The sequence below is a fragment of the Streptomyces sp. NBC_01439 genome, assembly GCF_036227605.1.
In the GTDB taxonomy this organism is placed as follows: Bacteria; Actinomycetota; Actinomycetes; order Streptomycetales; family Streptomycetaceae; genus Streptomyces.
The window spans coordinates 6,696,178-6,710,458 of the sequence record NZ_CP109487.1 but is presented as its reverse complement, the minus strand read 5'-3'; the positions used below and the strand labels follow the sequence as shown (position 1 = coordinate 6,710,458).

Annotated in this window: 13 protein-coding genes; 2 read left to right on the top strand and 11 right to left on the bottom strand. The window is 71.3% G+C overall.

Annotated elements, in window-relative coordinates:
• Positions 1 to 2: 2 nt before the first annotated feature.
• From OG207_RS30415 to OG207_RS30390, 6 genes are all read right to left on the bottom strand, one after another.
• On the bottom strand, positions 3 to 707 hold the full coding sequence (locus OG207_RS30415) for an HAD family hydrolase (protein WP_329102764.1): 705 nt from the start codon (positions 705 to 707) through the stop codon (positions 3 to 5).
• A 73-nt stretch (positions 708 to 780) separates the two neighbouring features.
• Positions 781 to 1,593, bottom strand: a complete 813-nt coding sequence (locus OG207_RS30410; protein WP_329102762.1) for a carboxymuconolactone decarboxylase family protein — start codon at positions 1,591 to 1,593, stop codon at positions 781 to 783.
• A 97-nt stretch (positions 1,594 to 1,690) separates the two neighbouring features.
• Positions 1,691 to 1,909 (bottom strand): tautomerase family protein, encoded by a 219-nt coding sequence (locus OG207_RS30405; protein ID WP_329102759.1) that lies wholly within the window; start codon positions 1,907 to 1,909, stop codon positions 1,691 to 1,693.
• Positions 1,910 to 1,926: 17 nt separating this feature from the next.
• Positions 1,927 to 2,778: a hypothetical protein gene (locus tag OG207_RS30400; RefSeq protein ID WP_329102757.1), complete on the bottom strand. Its 852-nt coding sequence runs from the start codon at positions 2,776 to 2,778 to the stop codon at positions 1,927 to 1,929.
• 100 nt (positions 2,779 to 2,878) lie between these two features.
• Positions 2,879 to 3,496 (bottom strand): hypothetical protein, encoded by a 618-nt coding sequence (locus OG207_RS30395; protein ID WP_329102755.1) that lies wholly within the window; start codon positions 3,494 to 3,496, stop codon positions 2,879 to 2,881.
• Between the two features lie 147 nt (positions 3,497 to 3,643).
• Positions 3,644 to 4,252 carry an AfsA-related hotdog domain-containing protein gene (locus OG207_RS30390; protein WP_329102753.1) on the bottom strand — a complete coding sequence of 203 codons (609 nt, stop codon included), beginning with the start codon at positions 4,250 to 4,252 and terminating at the stop codon, positions 3,644 to 3,646.
• A gap of 427 nt (positions 4,253 to 4,679) precedes the next feature.
• Between OG207_RS30390 and OG207_RS30385 the strand changes: the two genes are divergently transcribed.
• Positions 4,680 to 5,297 (top strand): TetR/AcrR family transcriptional regulator, encoded by a 618-nt coding sequence (locus OG207_RS30385; protein WP_329102751.1) that lies wholly within the window; start codon positions 4,680 to 4,682, stop codon positions 5,295 to 5,297.
• 85 nt (positions 5,298 to 5,382) lie between these two features.
• Here OG207_RS30385 and OG207_RS30380 read toward each other — a convergent pair whose 3' ends face one another.
• The 5 genes from OG207_RS30380 to OG207_RS30360 form a co-directional block, all read right to left on the bottom strand.
• Positions 5,383 to 6,192, bottom strand: coding sequence for an endo alpha-1,4 polygalactosaminidase (locus OG207_RS30380; protein ID WP_329102749.1), 810 nt, complete (start codon positions 6,190 to 6,192; stop codon positions 5,383 to 5,385).
• Positions 6,189 to 6,884 (bottom strand): spherulation-specific family 4 protein, encoded by a 696-nt coding sequence (locus OG207_RS30375; protein ID WP_329102748.1) that lies wholly within the window; start codon positions 6,882 to 6,884, stop codon positions 6,189 to 6,191. Before OG207_RS30375 ends, OG207_RS30380 begins: the two co-directional genes overlap by 4 nt.
• On the bottom strand, positions 6,881 to 8,437 hold the full coding sequence (locus OG207_RS30370; protein WP_329102746.1) for a hypothetical protein: 1,557 nt from the start codon (positions 8,435 to 8,437) through the stop codon (positions 6,881 to 6,883). The genes OG207_RS30375 and OG207_RS30370 overlap by 4 nt, the downstream gene beginning before the upstream one ends.
• Positions 8,434 to 9,987 (bottom strand): GT4 family glycosyltransferase PelF, encoded by a 1,554-nt coding sequence (gene pelF, locus OG207_RS30365; protein ID WP_329102744.1) that lies wholly within the window; start codon positions 9,985 to 9,987, stop codon positions 8,434 to 8,436. Before pelF ends, OG207_RS30370 begins: the two co-directional genes overlap by 4 nt.
• A 93-nt stretch (positions 9,988 to 10,080) precedes the next feature.
• Complete coding sequence (locus OG207_RS30360; RefSeq protein WP_329102742.1) at positions 10,081 to 12,108, bottom strand: hypothetical protein; 2,028 nt, start codon at positions 12,106 to 12,108, stop codon at positions 10,081 to 10,083.
• Positions 12,109 to 12,452: 344 nt separating this feature from the next.
• On the opposite strand from OG207_RS30360, the gene OG207_RS30355 reads away from it, so the two are divergent.
• Entirely contained in the window at positions 12,453 to 13,991 is a 1,539-nt protein-coding gene (locus OG207_RS30355) for a leucyl aminopeptidase (RefSeq protein ID WP_329102740.1), read from the top strand.
• The last annotated feature ends 290 nt before the right edge of the window (positions 13,992 to 14,281 follow it).

Here is a 14,281-nt window from a genome sequence, read left to right as displayed (position 1 = left end):
GGTCACAGTTGGTGCTCCAGAGGAGTGGAGGAGGGCCGGGCGTCGAGCAGGGCTCGCAGCACGGGGTCGTCGCCGACCGCGACCGGGTGGCCGACGCATTCGAGCATCGGCAGGTCGGATGGGTGATCGCCGTAGGCGTAGCAGTCCCGCGGGTCGATCTCCGGCCGGGCGGCGAGCAGTTGACGGACCGCGACCGCCTTCTGCGCGCCGATCATCGGGGTCTCGATCAGCCCCGTGTAGGTACCGCCACCGCCCGGTCCGGTCGGGCCGTCCGCCTCGACGAGAGGGCGGCTGCACAACAGGTGCCCGGCGCCGACGGCCCGTGCGACGGGGTCCAGGCAGGCGGGGAACGAACCCGAGACCAGGACGATTTCGGCGCCGGCCTCGCGGTGGGCGCGCAGCGCGTCCCGGGTCGTGTCGATGAACAGACCGTCCGCGGCGCGGGCCGCGAACCAGCGCTCGCCCCAGGCGGCGATGGTGTCCACGGATTCACCCGCGTAGGCGGCGTAGTAGGCGCGGTTGATCTCCTCGCGCGGCGTGCCGGAGTCGGCGGCCTCCCGGAAGCCGGCGAGGAGCCGGTCGTACTCGGCCGTCCCCGCGGCGCCGTGCCGGCCGGTCAGGTGGTACCGCAGGAAGTCGAACATGCTCTTGCAGTGGATCAGGGTCTCGTCCACGTCGGCGAAGACAAGGTAGGAACGAGAGGTCATGACGGGTCCCTCCTTCTGATGCGGGATCGGGCTCCGGGGCCGCCGCGCGGCGGCAGCGGCTCGATGGCGGCGGTCATCGCGTGCGGAAGACGTCGCGCGCCGCGTTGAGGCCGTTCACGGCCGCCGGGACACCGGCGTACACGGCCATCTGCAGGATCGTCTCGACGGCGTGCTGCGGTGTGCCGCCGGCGTCGAGGATCGCGTGCACCTGTGCCGTGAGCTGCGGCCGGAGCGTGCCCAGGGCGGTGCAGGCGGCCACGGAGACGATGGCGCGGGTGAGCGGGTCGAGACCGCCGCGCGAGGTGACGGGGTCGAGGTGGCCGAAGGCACTCTCGACGAGATCGTCCGCGAGGGCCGGGTCGAGGGCGCGCACGGAGGCCAGCACCTGCTCGCAGACACCGCCGTCGCCGTCGGGGGCGCGCAGCGTTCGCAGCGCGCGTTCGGACCGTTCGGCGGACGGCGCGTCCGTGCCCGCCCCCTCGGCGGCGAAGACGGACCGGACGACGCCCAGCGCCTTCAGCGTCGCGGGGAAACCGGTGTAGCCGCTCAGCCACAGGACCGTTTCGACGATCTCGCGGCGGTCGCACCCGACGTTGCGTGCGCCCCGTACGTGGAACTCCAGCTGCGGGGCGGCGTTGCCCAGCGCGGTGAGCGCCGCAACGGTGACGAGCTGGCGGGTGGGCAGCTCCAGGTCCGGGCGGGAGCAGATGTCGCCGAAGGCGAAGCCGACGACCAGCTCGCCGAAGCCGGGGGCCACGTCCTGGAAACCGTCGAGGATGCCGGGCCGCTCGGTGGCCTCGATCCGGCGCAGCGTCCGCAGCCCGCGCTCCATGCGGTCGTGGTCGTTGTCGTTGTCGTGCTCGGTGCCGGGGCGGGGGGTGCTCATGCCGGCGTTCCTTCCTGGTGCGGGGTGGTGCGGTCCCGGTGCCGGGCGTCGTGCCCGGCACCGGGACCGCCGCCGGTGGTGCCGGGAGCGTGCGGTGTCAGAGGCCGCCGGCCCGGCTGAGCCGCGCGAAATCCGGGTCGGACCCCAGCGCGCCGCCTTCGGACCAGCGCTTTCGCGGCACCTCCTGGACGTAGACGGTGATCCGGTCGCGCGGCGCCCCGGTGACCCGGTGCACGGTCTCCGTCAGCTCTTCCATGAGCTCACGGCACTTGTCGTCGTCCTCGCTGGGCCAGGTCGTCACGGAAATGATCGGCATGGTGGTCGTTCCTCTCGTCAGCCGGTGGTGATGAATTCGCCGAAGCTCGGTCCCTGCAGCTTCAGTTGCGCGTGGATGTCCCCGCCCAGACCGAACTGGCCGATCGCCCCGCCGTAGTTCTGCTGGTAGCTCATCCACAGCACGACGACGTTCACGATGCGGTTGCCGCCGGTGCCGGGCGCCGGGAAGGGGTCGGGCAGCACGGCCCGATAGCGGCCCCTGCCGTCCTGGTCGGTGACGAAGGCGTTGGGCACTCCGAGCGGTCCGGGCCGGGTCGGCCCGGCCGGGTCCAGGTCGTGCTCGCGCAGCGACATCACCGTGTACAGGCTGTTCGGCAGCATCCCGGAGAACTCGAAGCCGAACTCTCCGGACTTCCTGTCGTCGCTCAGCCGTACCTCGAGCTCGCCGCGCGCCCGGCCCCAGGTGCCGAGCGTCACCGGTTCGGTCACCTTCGGCCCGTCCTGCGCCCGCAGATCCGGCACGGCGACCTGGTGGAACGGATAGCTGGGGCGGACGACCTCGGACGCGTCCGGGAACTGCTCGGGGGCGAACACCATCGGGTAGTTGCTGCACGGCAGCGGCAGGGGCAGCGTGTGGAGCACGATCGCGTTGTCGGCGGGGCTGAACTGGCCCGGGTGGTCCGGCAGTTCACGGACAATGCGGTACGGCTCGTTCTTGCCGAACTCCGGCAGCGGGCTGTCGGCGGCGACGATCGCGCACCCCCAGCCGTTCGAGACGCCGCCCGCCCCGTCGTCACGGTTGATGCGACCGATCACGACGAAGTCGCCGTTCTCGTCCATCACTTCGCTGGGCGGGTAGGCCGGTCCCTGGGTGGTGAGACTCAGCTGGTAGGTGCGCGACGGTCCCATCCGCTCCTCCTCGTCTGGTTGCTCGTTCTGTGACCGGTGCCGGTTCCTCGTTCTGCGACCGGTCGGGTTCCTGGTTCTGCGACGGGCCTGCGTGCGGCGCCTACGCCACGCGGGCGTAGATCGTGGTGTAGAGACCGCGCTCGCCGCCCGCGATGAAGCGGTCACCGGCCTGGCGGACGATCTCCTGGTAACGCGGTGAGGTGAACACCGCGTTGTACTCGGCCGGGTCGCAGTTGAACCCGGAGACGAACATGACACCGGGTTCGGTGCTCAGCACCGAGTGGTACGCCTCGAAGGCCTCGACCTCGTCGGCGCCGCGCACCACGTCGTAGATGGTCTCCTCACGCCAGGCGCGGTACGCGGTGTACACCCGCGGCGGCACCTCGATGTGGCGCATCTGCACGTAGGCCGTCTGCGGCAGCGGGGTGTCGACCGGCTTGGGCGCGTCGACGAAGCCCAGCACCTGACGGCGGAAGTCGCCCTCGGCCGCCGGGGCCAGCGTCTCCCACAGCTGCTCCCAGTCGGCGCGCAGGGCGTCGAGCTGTTCCCAGCCGGCGAGCGGGGCCAGCTCCAGGAGGCTGGAACCCTCCAGGCTGCGGAACAGGGCACGGCCTTCGAACGCCGACGCGGCGTGGTGGGCCTTCCATGCGGTGGCGGCGGCATCGACCTGGTCGGGCTTGACCGACAGTTCCACGGCGGTGATGAGTGATGCGGACATGACTGTGCTCCTCAGGGGATCTACAGAAGGGGGAACCGGGCGACGCCCGGGGTGCGGCGGCGGCCGAGGGAACGGCCGGGGGCCGGGGAAACGGCCGGGCCGGGAAAGCGGCCGGGGGCCGCGGAAACGGCCGGGGGCCGGGGTCTGTCAGACGCCGGACAGGGCGTCGGCCGGGGCCCGGAGCGTGTGCTCGACGGCCCGGCGGGCACGCCGGTCCTCCTTGGCCTCGATCACGTCGGTCTCGAAGGCGGTGAAGGCCAGCTGGGTGAAGGCGGCGCGGCGGCCGGCCTGGTGGATGCCGACCTCGGCGCTGAAGGAGAGCCTGGACGGGTCCTGCGTCCGGGACTCGGTGATCCGGTACTCGATGGTCGAACACAGCGGGAACAGGAAGTTCTCGAAGGTGGTGTTCATGTGCTCGATGACGAAGTAGTACCTGCGCTGCGGCCACTGGGCGGCGAAGAACCGCTCGGTCACGGCGAGGAACATCTGCCGGGACGCCTCGATGGCGACCATGCCCTGCACGTGCTGCCCGGTCTGGTGGTCGAGCAGGAGCTCGTTGTCGTTGTGCAGCCGCAGTCCGGCGCCGAAGTGCGAGTCGTCCACCTGGTGGAGATCCGCGATCAGGGCGTTGGCGACCTGGTGTTTGTGGACCTCGCCGGCTCCGCTGAGGGTGGAGGGCTGAAGCCGGACGTGTACGCGGTCCAGGCCGCGATGACGCAGTTCCTCGACGATGAGGAAGACATCGGCCTCGGACACGCCCTGGGCGCTTTCTATGAGGACCGGGTCGCCCTCCTTGGCGTAGACGCCGCGCCGGATGTCGTCGACTAACTGCGAGACGGTGAAGACGTTCTCCTGGACGGCGAACCCGATGAACCGGTCCCCGACCAGGACGATGCTCTGGATCGAGTGATTGATGGGAACTCCTCGGTAGTGGGGCCGTGCGGCATGGAACTGCCACGACGGCTGACCGGAGTGATGAGTGTGCGAAGCGCGGAGACCGGCGCGGCTCCGAGCGCCGTGCGGATTCCGGCCCAGGCCGTGTGCCGGGCTGCTCCAGGCCCCGGCGGCTCTGTCGGAGGTGCCTGCCGGGCTGACGTCACCGACACTAAACGATCACCCGAAAGGGTGCAACCAACTAGATGGTTTCTTAACTATCCAGTTGGTTGGCCGCTAAGGTGAGTTCATGACCAAGGACGCAACCCGAGACACGCCGACCCGTCTCCTGGACGCGGCCCGTGCTGAGTTCGCCAAGTTCGGCATCGCAGGCGCCAGGGTGGACCGCATCGCCGAGCAGGCTGCGGCGAACAAGCAGCGCCTGTATTCCTACTTCGGCAGCAAGGAGCAGTTGTTCTCCACCGTCCTGAAGCACGCGTACCGGGAACTGGGCGAGCAGGTGCCGGTGCCGACGACGAGGGAGGACCTCGAGCACTACGTCGGCCAGATCTTCGACTACCACCGCCGTGACACCAGCCTCGTGCGGCTCCTGGCCTGGGAGGGCCTGCACTACGGAGACGCCGCGATTCCCGGCGAGGAGGAGCGCCAGGCGTACTACCTGAGCAAGAACGAGACCCTCGGAAAGGCGCTGTCCCTCACCTCGCCCCAGGAGGTCGGTCATCTGCTGATGACCCTGATCGGGATCGCCTCGTGGCCCTTCGTGGTGGAGCAGCAGCGCCGGTTGATGGCAGGCCTCGCGCCCGACGACGAGGAGGGCTGGGACCAGTTGCGCGCCGGCCTCACGTCGTACGCCTGCGCGGTCATCAACAGCCGCGCGCCGGCACCGGGCACCGGCGCTTCACCGTGACGTCCAAAGGGCCCGGCGGGGCCGAGGTGGCCCCGGCCGGGGCCGGGGGCGGCCCTCACGAAGGCTGCCGAAACCGCCGGCGCGGCTACTGGCAGACCTGGCGCCATGCGTCCAGGTCGTACCGCTTCTGCAGCGAGCTGAGCTTCGCCGCCCGGGCCCGCGGACACCAGCGGTTCAGCTTGCCCTCGTACTCCACGTGGAACACCGCCTTGCCCGCGTCGATGAACGGCACGTACCGGTCGCACTCCTCGTACTCCATGCACTGCTCGTTGACCGCGAAGTCGAAGTCGCCCACCAACTCCGGGATCTGGTCCAGGTCGTTCTTCAGCCCCACCGACATGCCCCGCTCGTGCACCAGCCGGGCGATCAGGCGGTTGTACTTCAGCTGGTCGTCCGCGGTCAGCGGGAAGCCGGACCGGTTGGCGTAACCGTCCATGTTGTCGGGCTCCACCGCGTCAAAGCCCTTCGCCTTGCACATGTCGAACCGCTTGGCCATCAGCGGTTCCAGTTCCGCCAGGCGCCGGACGTCCAACCAGCGTTCGCCCTCCCAGCCGTTGCCCTGGCCCAGCAGCGCCTTCGGGAAGGATCCGGCGTCCGGCCGGAAGTCCTCCCAGGCGCCGGTGGAGAGGTAGCAGATGGTCTTGCGGCCGGCCTTCTTCAAGGTGGCCACCTGCTCCTTGGTGGTGTTGAACCCGTCCACGTCGTACACGGCCGCCTTCACCGAGGTGTCGAGCTTCCCGGTGAGCTGCCACTGCCAGCCGACCCCCGGCTTCGGCTGCCAGCGCTCCCCCGGCGGCGGATCGGGCGACAGCCCGTCGCGTTCCGGTTCCGGCTCGGCCGTGCACGCCGCGAGCAGCAGCAGGGGCACGGCCAGCAGCAGTGCGATCTTCCTCATCCCGCCGCCTCCAGCGCGTACGGCAGGGTCCCCCAGGGGTGCGCGCCGCTGCCCGGGACGGCGCAGTGCACCGCGGCCCCGCGTTCGGTGGCGAGTTCCTCGGCGCGCCGGGCGGCGAACGGGCCCGGCGGGACGGCGTAGACGAGGTGGCAGAACCGCGCGGCCGGGTGGTCGGCGGTCCACGGCGGTGCGGGGGCCGCGTCCCGGTAGGCGTCCCAGGGGCCCTCGAAGGTGACGAGCAGGTCGGCGAGTTCGGCGTACCCGGGGTGCGGGTGGATCCCGTGGTTGAGGACGAGGGTGCGGGCGCCCGCGGCCCGGGCGGCGACCGCGAGCCGCCCGTAGTGCGGGAGCAGTTCCGGGTCGGCGGAGGCCTGGTCGAGGAAGGCCCCGTCGGTGGCGTACCAGTCGCGGTGGCGCAGCAGGTCCTGCACCACCTCGGCGTGCGGGCGCCGCCCGTAGTCGGTGTCGGCGTACCCGAGGACGGGTACCCCGGCCTCGCGCAGCCGTTCGGCGACGACGGCGAACCGTTCGTCGCGGACAGCGCCCGGTCCGCTGTCGGGGTTGAGGACCACCGAGTGCAGCCGGCCGGCGGAGCGGATGAGCCGCTCCCAGGCTTCCGGCCGGTCGGCGGGATGCTCGTAGAGGGGCACCAGCAGCATGGGGTCCTTCTTCTCGGACGGGGGGTGCGTCATCGGTGGGCGGTCGCGCGGCCGAGGAGCAGGCAGACCAGGGCGGCCAGTACGGTGGCGGCGGCGCCCGCCACCACCAGTTGGACCGCCCGGGGCTGGCCGAGGCCGGTCAGCAGGGCCAGGCTCTGGACGACGGCGGCCGAGGAGCAGACCACGGCCGCGGGCCGGACCGCTCCGAAGGACTGCAGGAGCAGCCCGGTCCACATGACGGCCCCGAGCAGCAGCAGGGTCGCGATCCGGACTCCGGTGAGGACGGGGGCGCCGGGCCAGAGCAGGGTGCCGGCCAGTCCCAGGACCAGCAGGACGGTCAGGTAGACGGCCAGGCACCGGGTCAGGGTGGCGAGCATCCTCTGGCGGAAGGCCCGGGGCGAGCGGGCCCCCTGGAGTCCGGAGAGGGTCCCGCTGCGGAAACGGTGGAGCAGCCATTCGGCCGGGCCCATGCTGAGGGTGAGGGCCACCGCCGAGGGGGCGGCGACCTCCTCGGCGGGGCCTCCGGCGAGGACCTCCCCGAGGGCGGCGTACAGCACGAGCAGGCCGGTGCCGAGGCCGAACACCCCGAAGGGGACCGAGTCCCCGATCCGGGGTCCGCGGGGTGCGAAGTCCTCCTCGGCGCCGCGCAGCATCTGCCAGCGCACGGGGCCCTGGCCGGGTCGGCGGGCCGCGTGGGCACGGATCCGGCGCACGGCGGACCGCAGCCCGGCGCGCAGCGGGAGTTCCCGTAGGGCCAGGGCGCAGGCGGCCAGCAGGGACACCACGAGCAGGGTCACCCGGACCGGCACGGGCAGGTCGACGAAGAGCGCGAGCAGTGCTCCGGCGGCCATCGGGGCGAGCGCGGCAAGCAGGACCCGTTCCCGGCCGAGGACCAGCAGGACGGTGGCGGCCCCGACGTAGAAGGCCTGTCCGGCGGCGAAGGCGTAGGAGAACGGCGGCCCGCCGGGCACCGCCAGTGCGGCGGCGGTGCCCAACAGGGCGCCGACGGGGGCTCCGACGAGCAGGGTCCGCCCGGCGGCGCGCCGGTCGCCGAGGCCGAGCCAGGAGTACGCCCGGTGGGACAGGGTCTGGTCCCAGACCCAGCCGATGAGCGCACCGGCGAGCAGGGTCAGGGTTCCGGCGGGCAGGCCGAGGCGGTCCTGGGGGCCTTCGAGCAGGGGCGCGCCGAGCAGGTAGGCGAGGCCGGGCAGGGCGAAGATCACCCCGCGCAGCAGGCAGGCGGTGAGGGAGACCTTCCAGGGGTCGGGGGCGGCGCCCGGCTCCGGGAAAGAGCGGGGCACCCGGGCGTAGAGCTCCTCGGCGAGCGCGAAGGAGTCGTGCCGGCCGTAGGTGAGCCGGATGTACTCGTCCGTCATGCCGTCGGATTCGAGGATGGCGGCGATCTCGTCGGGGTGGACGGCAGAGGCGATGAACACGTCGAGGCGTTCGGCGAGTTCGTCCATCGGGTCGGTGGCGGCGTCGGCGGCGGTGACGTCCGCGCCGGGGCCGTCGCGGCGCGGCCGGGGGACGGCCGGGAGCGTGTCGGCGCCGGAACCGGGCGGCTTGAGCCAGAGCGATCCGCTCACCACGAGCCCCCTTCCCCGGAGTCCGTCTGGGGGTGCCCCATGGCGGCGAGTTCGCGGTACCAGGGATCGGCGAGCCGCTGGGTCCACGCGTCGCCCGCGTGGACGGGCAGGACGGGCTGGCCGGCGAGTTCGCGGTAGATGTGCCGGAAGCCGTCCACGGACTGGTGGAGGGTGAACTTCTCGACGACCCGCTTGCGGGACAGCCGGCCGAGCTCGGCCCGGCGTTCGTCGTCGCGCAGCAGGGCGAGGGTGGCGCGGGCCATGGTCTCGGGCTCGCGCGGCGGTACGACGAGGCCGGTGTCGCCGACGGCCTCGCGGACCCCGCCGACGTCGGTGGAGACGGTGGTGCGGCCGCAGGACATGGCCTCGATGATGCTGAAGGGGAAGCCCTCGCTGATGGAGGAGAGCATGACGACGCTGCCGGCCGCGTAGGCCAGGGCCACCTGCTCTATGCGGCCCTCGTAGGTGATTCCGTCGGTCACGCCGAGTTCGGCGGCGAGCTTCTCCAGGCGGAGCTTGTACTCCTCGCAGCCGGCCGGGACGGGCCCGAAGAGGCGCAGCCGCAGGGCGGGGAGTTCCTCACGCATGAAGGCGTAGGCCCGGATGAGGGTTTCGAGGTCCTTGATCGGGTCGATGCGGCCGCACCAGCTGAGGGTGGGCACGTCGGGTTCGGGGCCGGCCTCGGGGAAGGCGTGCGGGTCCACGCCGTTGTAAACGGTGCGGATGCGCTCGGACTCGGCACCCCCGCGCTCCTCCCAGCGGCGGTTGTACTGGTTGCACGGGGTGATCAGGTCGGCCTGCCGGTAGCCCTCGGTGTTGAGCTCGCGGTAGAAGCCGAGCATGAGGGCCTTGACGGGCCAGCGCTGGGCGGCGCTGCGGTAGCCGAGGTAGCGCTCGCGCAGGTAGATGCCGTGCTCGGTGAGCAGGAAGGGGACCCCGTCGAGGTATTTGGCGGCGAGGGCCGGGAGGGTGGCGAGGCCGCTGCTGACGGCGTGCGCGACGCTGTCGGGAGGGATCCGGACGCCGAGCGGGCGCAGCGCGTGTTCCAGCAGGTCGGTGGCGGTGAGCGCGTCGTGGATCGTGGGCTCGGCCTCGGCGGTGACGAGTCCGGGCCGGGTCCACACGTTCATCAGCAGGCGCAGCACCGACTCGGAGCGCAGGGCCGGGGCGAGCTTTCCGGCCCGGGCGAGGACGGCCAGTTCGCGCAGGGCCTCGGAGAAGCTGTGCCGGGCCGGATCGGGCTCGGGATCGAGCAGGGTGAGCAGGAAGCTCTCGTAGACCTCGGTGAAGCGGCGCTGCGCCCTGCCGCGCAGGGTCGACCGGCGGATGCGCGCCGGGAGCGGCCCCCAGAGCGGGAAGGCGGTGTGCCGGTAGACGTTGCGGGGCAGTTCCCAGGTGACCGGCTCTCGTCCGGAGCCGGTCAGGGCTATGACGTTGAAGTCGACCTCCGGCATGCCTCGTACCAGTTGGTCGCACCAGGTGCTGACGCCGCCGTGGACGTGCGGATAGGTGCCTTCGGTGAGCATGGTGACGTGACGCCCATGACTCATGCGGTGTGTCCCCCCAGGACGGAAAAGGGGCCGGCGCCCGTGGGTTCGCGGAGCGCCGGCGCTACGTGGTGCTTGTGGTGGCTTGCCGGACGGTCAGCTGGGCAGCTTGAGCGTGACGGCGCTCTGGAGCGTCTCCGGACCGGTCCAGGCGGAGCGGGTACCGGCGTAGGCGGTGCCGAAGTCGGCGGTGCCGAGCAGCAGCTGCTTCTTGGTGCCGGTGGGGGCGGTCATCGGGGCGACGACCCCGGAGGGCGCCTTGATGGTGACGTCCTTGCCGATGCGGTAGGCGGTGACCTTGCCGTCCGCGAGGGCCTTGTCCCAGGCGGCGCGGCGCTGGAACTCGACGCCGGTGTCCTTCATGCTCTGGTTGACGATCGGCGCGCTGGGGGCGTACAGGGTGCGGTAGGTGTCGAGGACCTGGTTGAGCACGGGGTAGAGGGTCCGGTCCTCGGCGAGGTTGGACTGGTGGACGTAGTGCGGCCGCGGGTCGTTGGCCAGGACGTGCCGCAGGGCGGTGCGGGCTTCGGCCGGGACAATGGTGTCGAGGTAGCCGGTGTTGACGTTCAGCGGGGCCGGCAGGCAGGTGGAGGTCGCCGGGTTGTCCTCGCAGATGCCGCTTCCGCCGTGGGCGCGGCTGGTGTAGATCCAGTTGTACTCGTCGGCCATCTCGGCGTTGGTGCCCGTGTTGTAGTACACGTTCATCGGGTGCCGGGGGACGGTGAGGGCCGCGCCGACGGCTCGCTGCGCCGGTTCGCGGGAGTTGTCGCTGCCCGCCCACTTGACCCCGTTGTCGGCGAGGGCGCCGGCCAGGTTGGGGTTGTCCACGGGCTGCTGCGGTGCGGTCTTGAGACCGGAGTGCTCACCGGTGACCAGTTCGGTCTTGTCGGTGGTGATGCCCTTGGCGGCGGCCCAGTTGTTGTTGTCGCGGATCTGGGCGGAGATGTCGGCGCGGCTCATGTACTGGATCGCGCCGGCGGCGTTCTTCGTGCAGGTCCACGGGGTGACGGCGGTGTTCTGGACGCAGCCGAGGAACGGGTGGGTGTAGGTGTGGTTCATCCACCGGTACTTGGCGCGGTCGGCGACGAGCTGGGCGGTCATCGCGTCGACGCCGCCGTTCTCGGCCTTCCACTCCTCGCCGGCGCCGCCGTTGAAGAGCATGTCCAGCTTGAAGTTCTTGGACGTCTGCCACTGCGCCGCGTACACGGCGTCGGCGGCGCTCATCCGGATGGTGCTCTCCTTGCCCTCGCCGCCCGCACAGGCGTAGTCGCCCGGCGTGCAGTTCAGCTCCTTGTTCCAGCGGGCGTCGGGGGCGAAGACGTCATCGACGTGGACCGCGAAGTAGCTGCGGCTCTGGCCGAGGTGCACGCCCTGGGTCAGCCAGTCGACGATGCCGCGGGCGAGCAGCCGGAACTGCTGCTGGTACTGGTTGTAGCCGAAGGTGACGACCAGTTCGCTGCGGCCGTCGTGCGTGTACTCGCCGACGAGGGAGGCCCGGCCGGAGCCGACGGGCGCATCGACGTAGCTGGTGTAGCCGGGGCGCGGCTTGCCCATGAAGCCGAAGCTCTCGGGGACCAGGGCCGAGTTGTCCTCGAAGGTGACCTGGCCGCCGAGGTAGGCGAAGGGGCCGGCCTTTCCGGCGGTGGTGACGGCGGCCTGGGTGCCGTCGAGCTGGCCGCTGTAGCCGCCGTTGTCGGTGTATTCCAGCCCGACGCCCGGGTGGGCCCAGGTGTAGGCGTCAACCTGGCGGATGCCGTAGGTCGTCTCGTAAGCGGTGAGGGCGGCCATCTCGGCCGAACCCTCGCCGAACGGGTTCTCGTTCGGCAGGACGACGCCCTGGTACTTGGCGCGCGGGCGGCCGTCGACCGTGTCGCTGAGGAAGCCCGCGTTGATGACCGGGCGGCCGCTGCTGCCCAGCTGGACGCGGGTGTAGGGCACCCCCGTGTCGCGGAGTTCCGCGGTGATCGCCTCGACCGAGCTGCCGCCGTCGTCGACGACCAGCACCTTCAGGTCGATGCGCGGTGCCACGGCCGCCTGGGCGGTCGAGGCGGGTACTACCACGGACACCAAGGCGGCTGCCGCCATCATCGCGGCGACCCTGTTCATCCGATTCTTGTTGACCATATTCGGCCTTTCCCCCCGCAGGCGTCCCTCGACCGGCCCTTGGCGGACAGCCGGGCCTGGGAGGCTCTGTGGAAATCATGCAAAGGAACCCCGCGTCCCCTTGCGAGAGTGGACCGAGTCTCTCGGACCTCGTTAGGTCTACGGGGCAAACCTGGAGCAGAGTCCACAGATGGGTGAACCTGATGGCCGCTTGATCGAACAACTTGCCAAACCTTCGAGTGACGTACGGACGAGCGCGTACGCGTAGGCTCATTTCTGGCGGCCGTCGGGCCCGAATACGATCGCTACGGATGGCCGTCCACCCACTCGGCCCACACACACAACGGAAGCGAGACTTCACCACCGTGACTGCTCTGACTCTCAGCACTGCCGGCGCGGCGACGCTCCGCGCCGACGCCCTCGTGGTCGGCGTGGCGAAGGGCCCCAAGGGACCGATCGTCGCCGCGGGCGCCGAGGCCGTGGACAAGGCGTACGACGGTAAGCTCGCCGGCGTCCTCGACGCGCTGGGCGCCTCGGGCGCCGAAGGCGAGATCACCAAGCTGCCGGCCCCGGCGGGCCTCAAGGTCCCGGTCGTGCTGGCAGTGGGGCTCGGCTCCGTCCCGGAGAAGGGCGAGTCGTTCGACGAGGAGGTGCTGCGCCGCGCCGCCGGCGCCGCCGCCCGCGCGCTGCACGGCAACAAGAAGGCCGCCTTCGCCCTCCCCCTGGAGGACGCCTCGGCCGTCACCGCCGTCGCCGAGGGCGCCCTGCTGGGCGCGTACGCGTTCACCGCCTACCAGGGCGGCGAGAACAAGGCCCGCAAGGAAGCCAAGGGTGCCGGCCCGAAGCAGCCGCTCGCCGAGGTGGCCCTGCTGGGCGCCAAGCCCCGCGACAAGGAGCACAAGGCCGCCGCCGAGCGCGCCGCGGTCGTCGCGACCGAGGTCAACGTCGCCCGTGACCTGGTGAACACCCCGCCGAACGACCTGACCCCCGAGGCCTTCGCCGCGGTCGCCTCCGCGGCCGCGAAGGAGAACGGCATCAAGGTCCAGGTGCTGGACGAGAAGGCCCTGGTCAAGGGCGGCTACGGCGGCATCATGGGCGTCGGCAAGGGCTCCGAGAACCTGCCGCGCCTGGTCAAGCTCACCTACACGCACCCGAAGGCGGAGAAGACCCTGGCCTTCGTCGGCAAGGGCATCACCTACGACTCGGGCGGCATCTCCCTGAAGCCGGCCGGCCACAACGAGACGATGAAGTGCGACATGGCCGGCGCCGCCGCCGTGTTCGCCTCCGTCGTCGCGGCCGCGAAGCTGGGCCTGAAGGTCAACGTCACCGGTTGGCTCGCGCTCGCCGAGAACATGCCGTCCGGCTCCGCCACCAAGCCCGGTGACGTGCTGCGCATGTACAGCGGCAAGACCGTCGAGGTCCTCAACACCGACGCCGAGGGCCGTCTGGTCCTCGGTGACGCGCTGACCAAGGCCTCCGAGGACAACCCGGACGCGATCGTCGACGTCGCCACCCTGACCGGCGCCATGGTGCTCGCCCTCGGCGACCGCACCTTCGGGATCATGGCCAACGACGACGCCTTCCGCACGTCGATCCACGAGATCGCCGAGGAGGTCGGCGAGTCCTCCTGGCCGATGCCGCTCCCCGCGGAGCTGCGCAAGACCATGGACTCCCCCACCGCCGACATCGCGAACATGGGCGTCCGCATGGGCGGCGGCCTGGTGGCCGGCCTCTTCCTGCAGGAGTTCGTCGGCGAGGGCATCACCTGGGCCCACCTCGACATCGCCGGCCCGGCCTTCCACGAGGGTGCGCCGCACGGCTACACCCCCAAGGGCGGCACCGGCTCCGCCGTCCGCACCCTGGTGCGCCTCGCCGAGCGCACGGCCACGGGCGACCTCGGCTGACCACCCCGTTCGATGTGACGTGACGCACCCCGGGCCGGGTCAGGGCCCGGGGTGCGTCCGTCTCACGACGAAACCTGAAGGAATCGGTAGGTATCTCGGTAGGTATCTACGCAGCGGTAACCCCCGGTCCGGGCAGATCGCCCGATCACATCGTGGGCCCGGCGTCCCGCGTGCCCCCGACAAATGCGAAGATGGGTTCTCGGCAGGACAGGGCCCCCACCACAGGGCCGAAGAAACAAGCGGCCGTATACCAGCCGCCGCCCGGTCACTGAGGACCGGTGCCCGGCGCA

Bases quoted from the DNA above. Each gene is read 5' to 3' on its own strand.
- OG207_RS30415 (WP_329102764.1), bottom strand. From the start codon at position 707: ATGACCTCTCGTTCCTACCTTGTCTTCGCCGACGTGGACGAGACCCTG.
- OG207_RS30410 (WP_329102762.1), bottom strand. From the start codon at position 1,593: ATGAGCACCCCCCGCCCCGGCACCGAGCACGACAACGACAACGACCAC.
- OG207_RS30405 (WP_329102759.1), bottom strand. From the start codon at position 1,909: ATGCCGATCATTTCCGTGACGACCTGGCCCAGCGAGGACGACGACAAG.
- OG207_RS30400 (WP_329102757.1), bottom strand. From the start codon at position 2,778: ATGGGACCGTCGCGCACCTACCAGCTGAGTCTCACCACCCAGGGACCG.
- OG207_RS30395 (WP_329102755.1), bottom strand. From the start codon at position 3,496: ATGTCCGCATCACTCATCACCGCCGTGGAACTGTCGGTCAAGCCCGAC.
- OG207_RS30385 (WP_329102751.1), top strand. From the start codon at position 4,680: ATGACCAAGGACGCAACCCGAGACACGCCGACCCGTCTCCTGGACGCG.
- OG207_RS30380 (WP_329102749.1), bottom strand. From the start codon at position 6,192: ATGAGGAAGATCGCACTGCTGCTGGCCGTGCCCCTGCTGCTGCTCGCG.
- OG207_RS30375 (WP_329102748.1), bottom strand. From the start codon at position 6,884: ATGACGCACCCCCCGTCCGAGAAGAAGGACCCCATGCTGCTGGTGCCC.
- pelF (WP_329102744.1), bottom strand. From the start codon at position 9,987: ATGAGTCATGGGCGTCACGTCACCATGCTCACCGAAGGCACCTATCCG.
- OG207_RS30360 (WP_329102742.1), bottom strand. From the start codon at position 12,108: ATGGTCAACAAGAATCGGATGAACAGGGTCGCCGCGATGATGGCGGCA.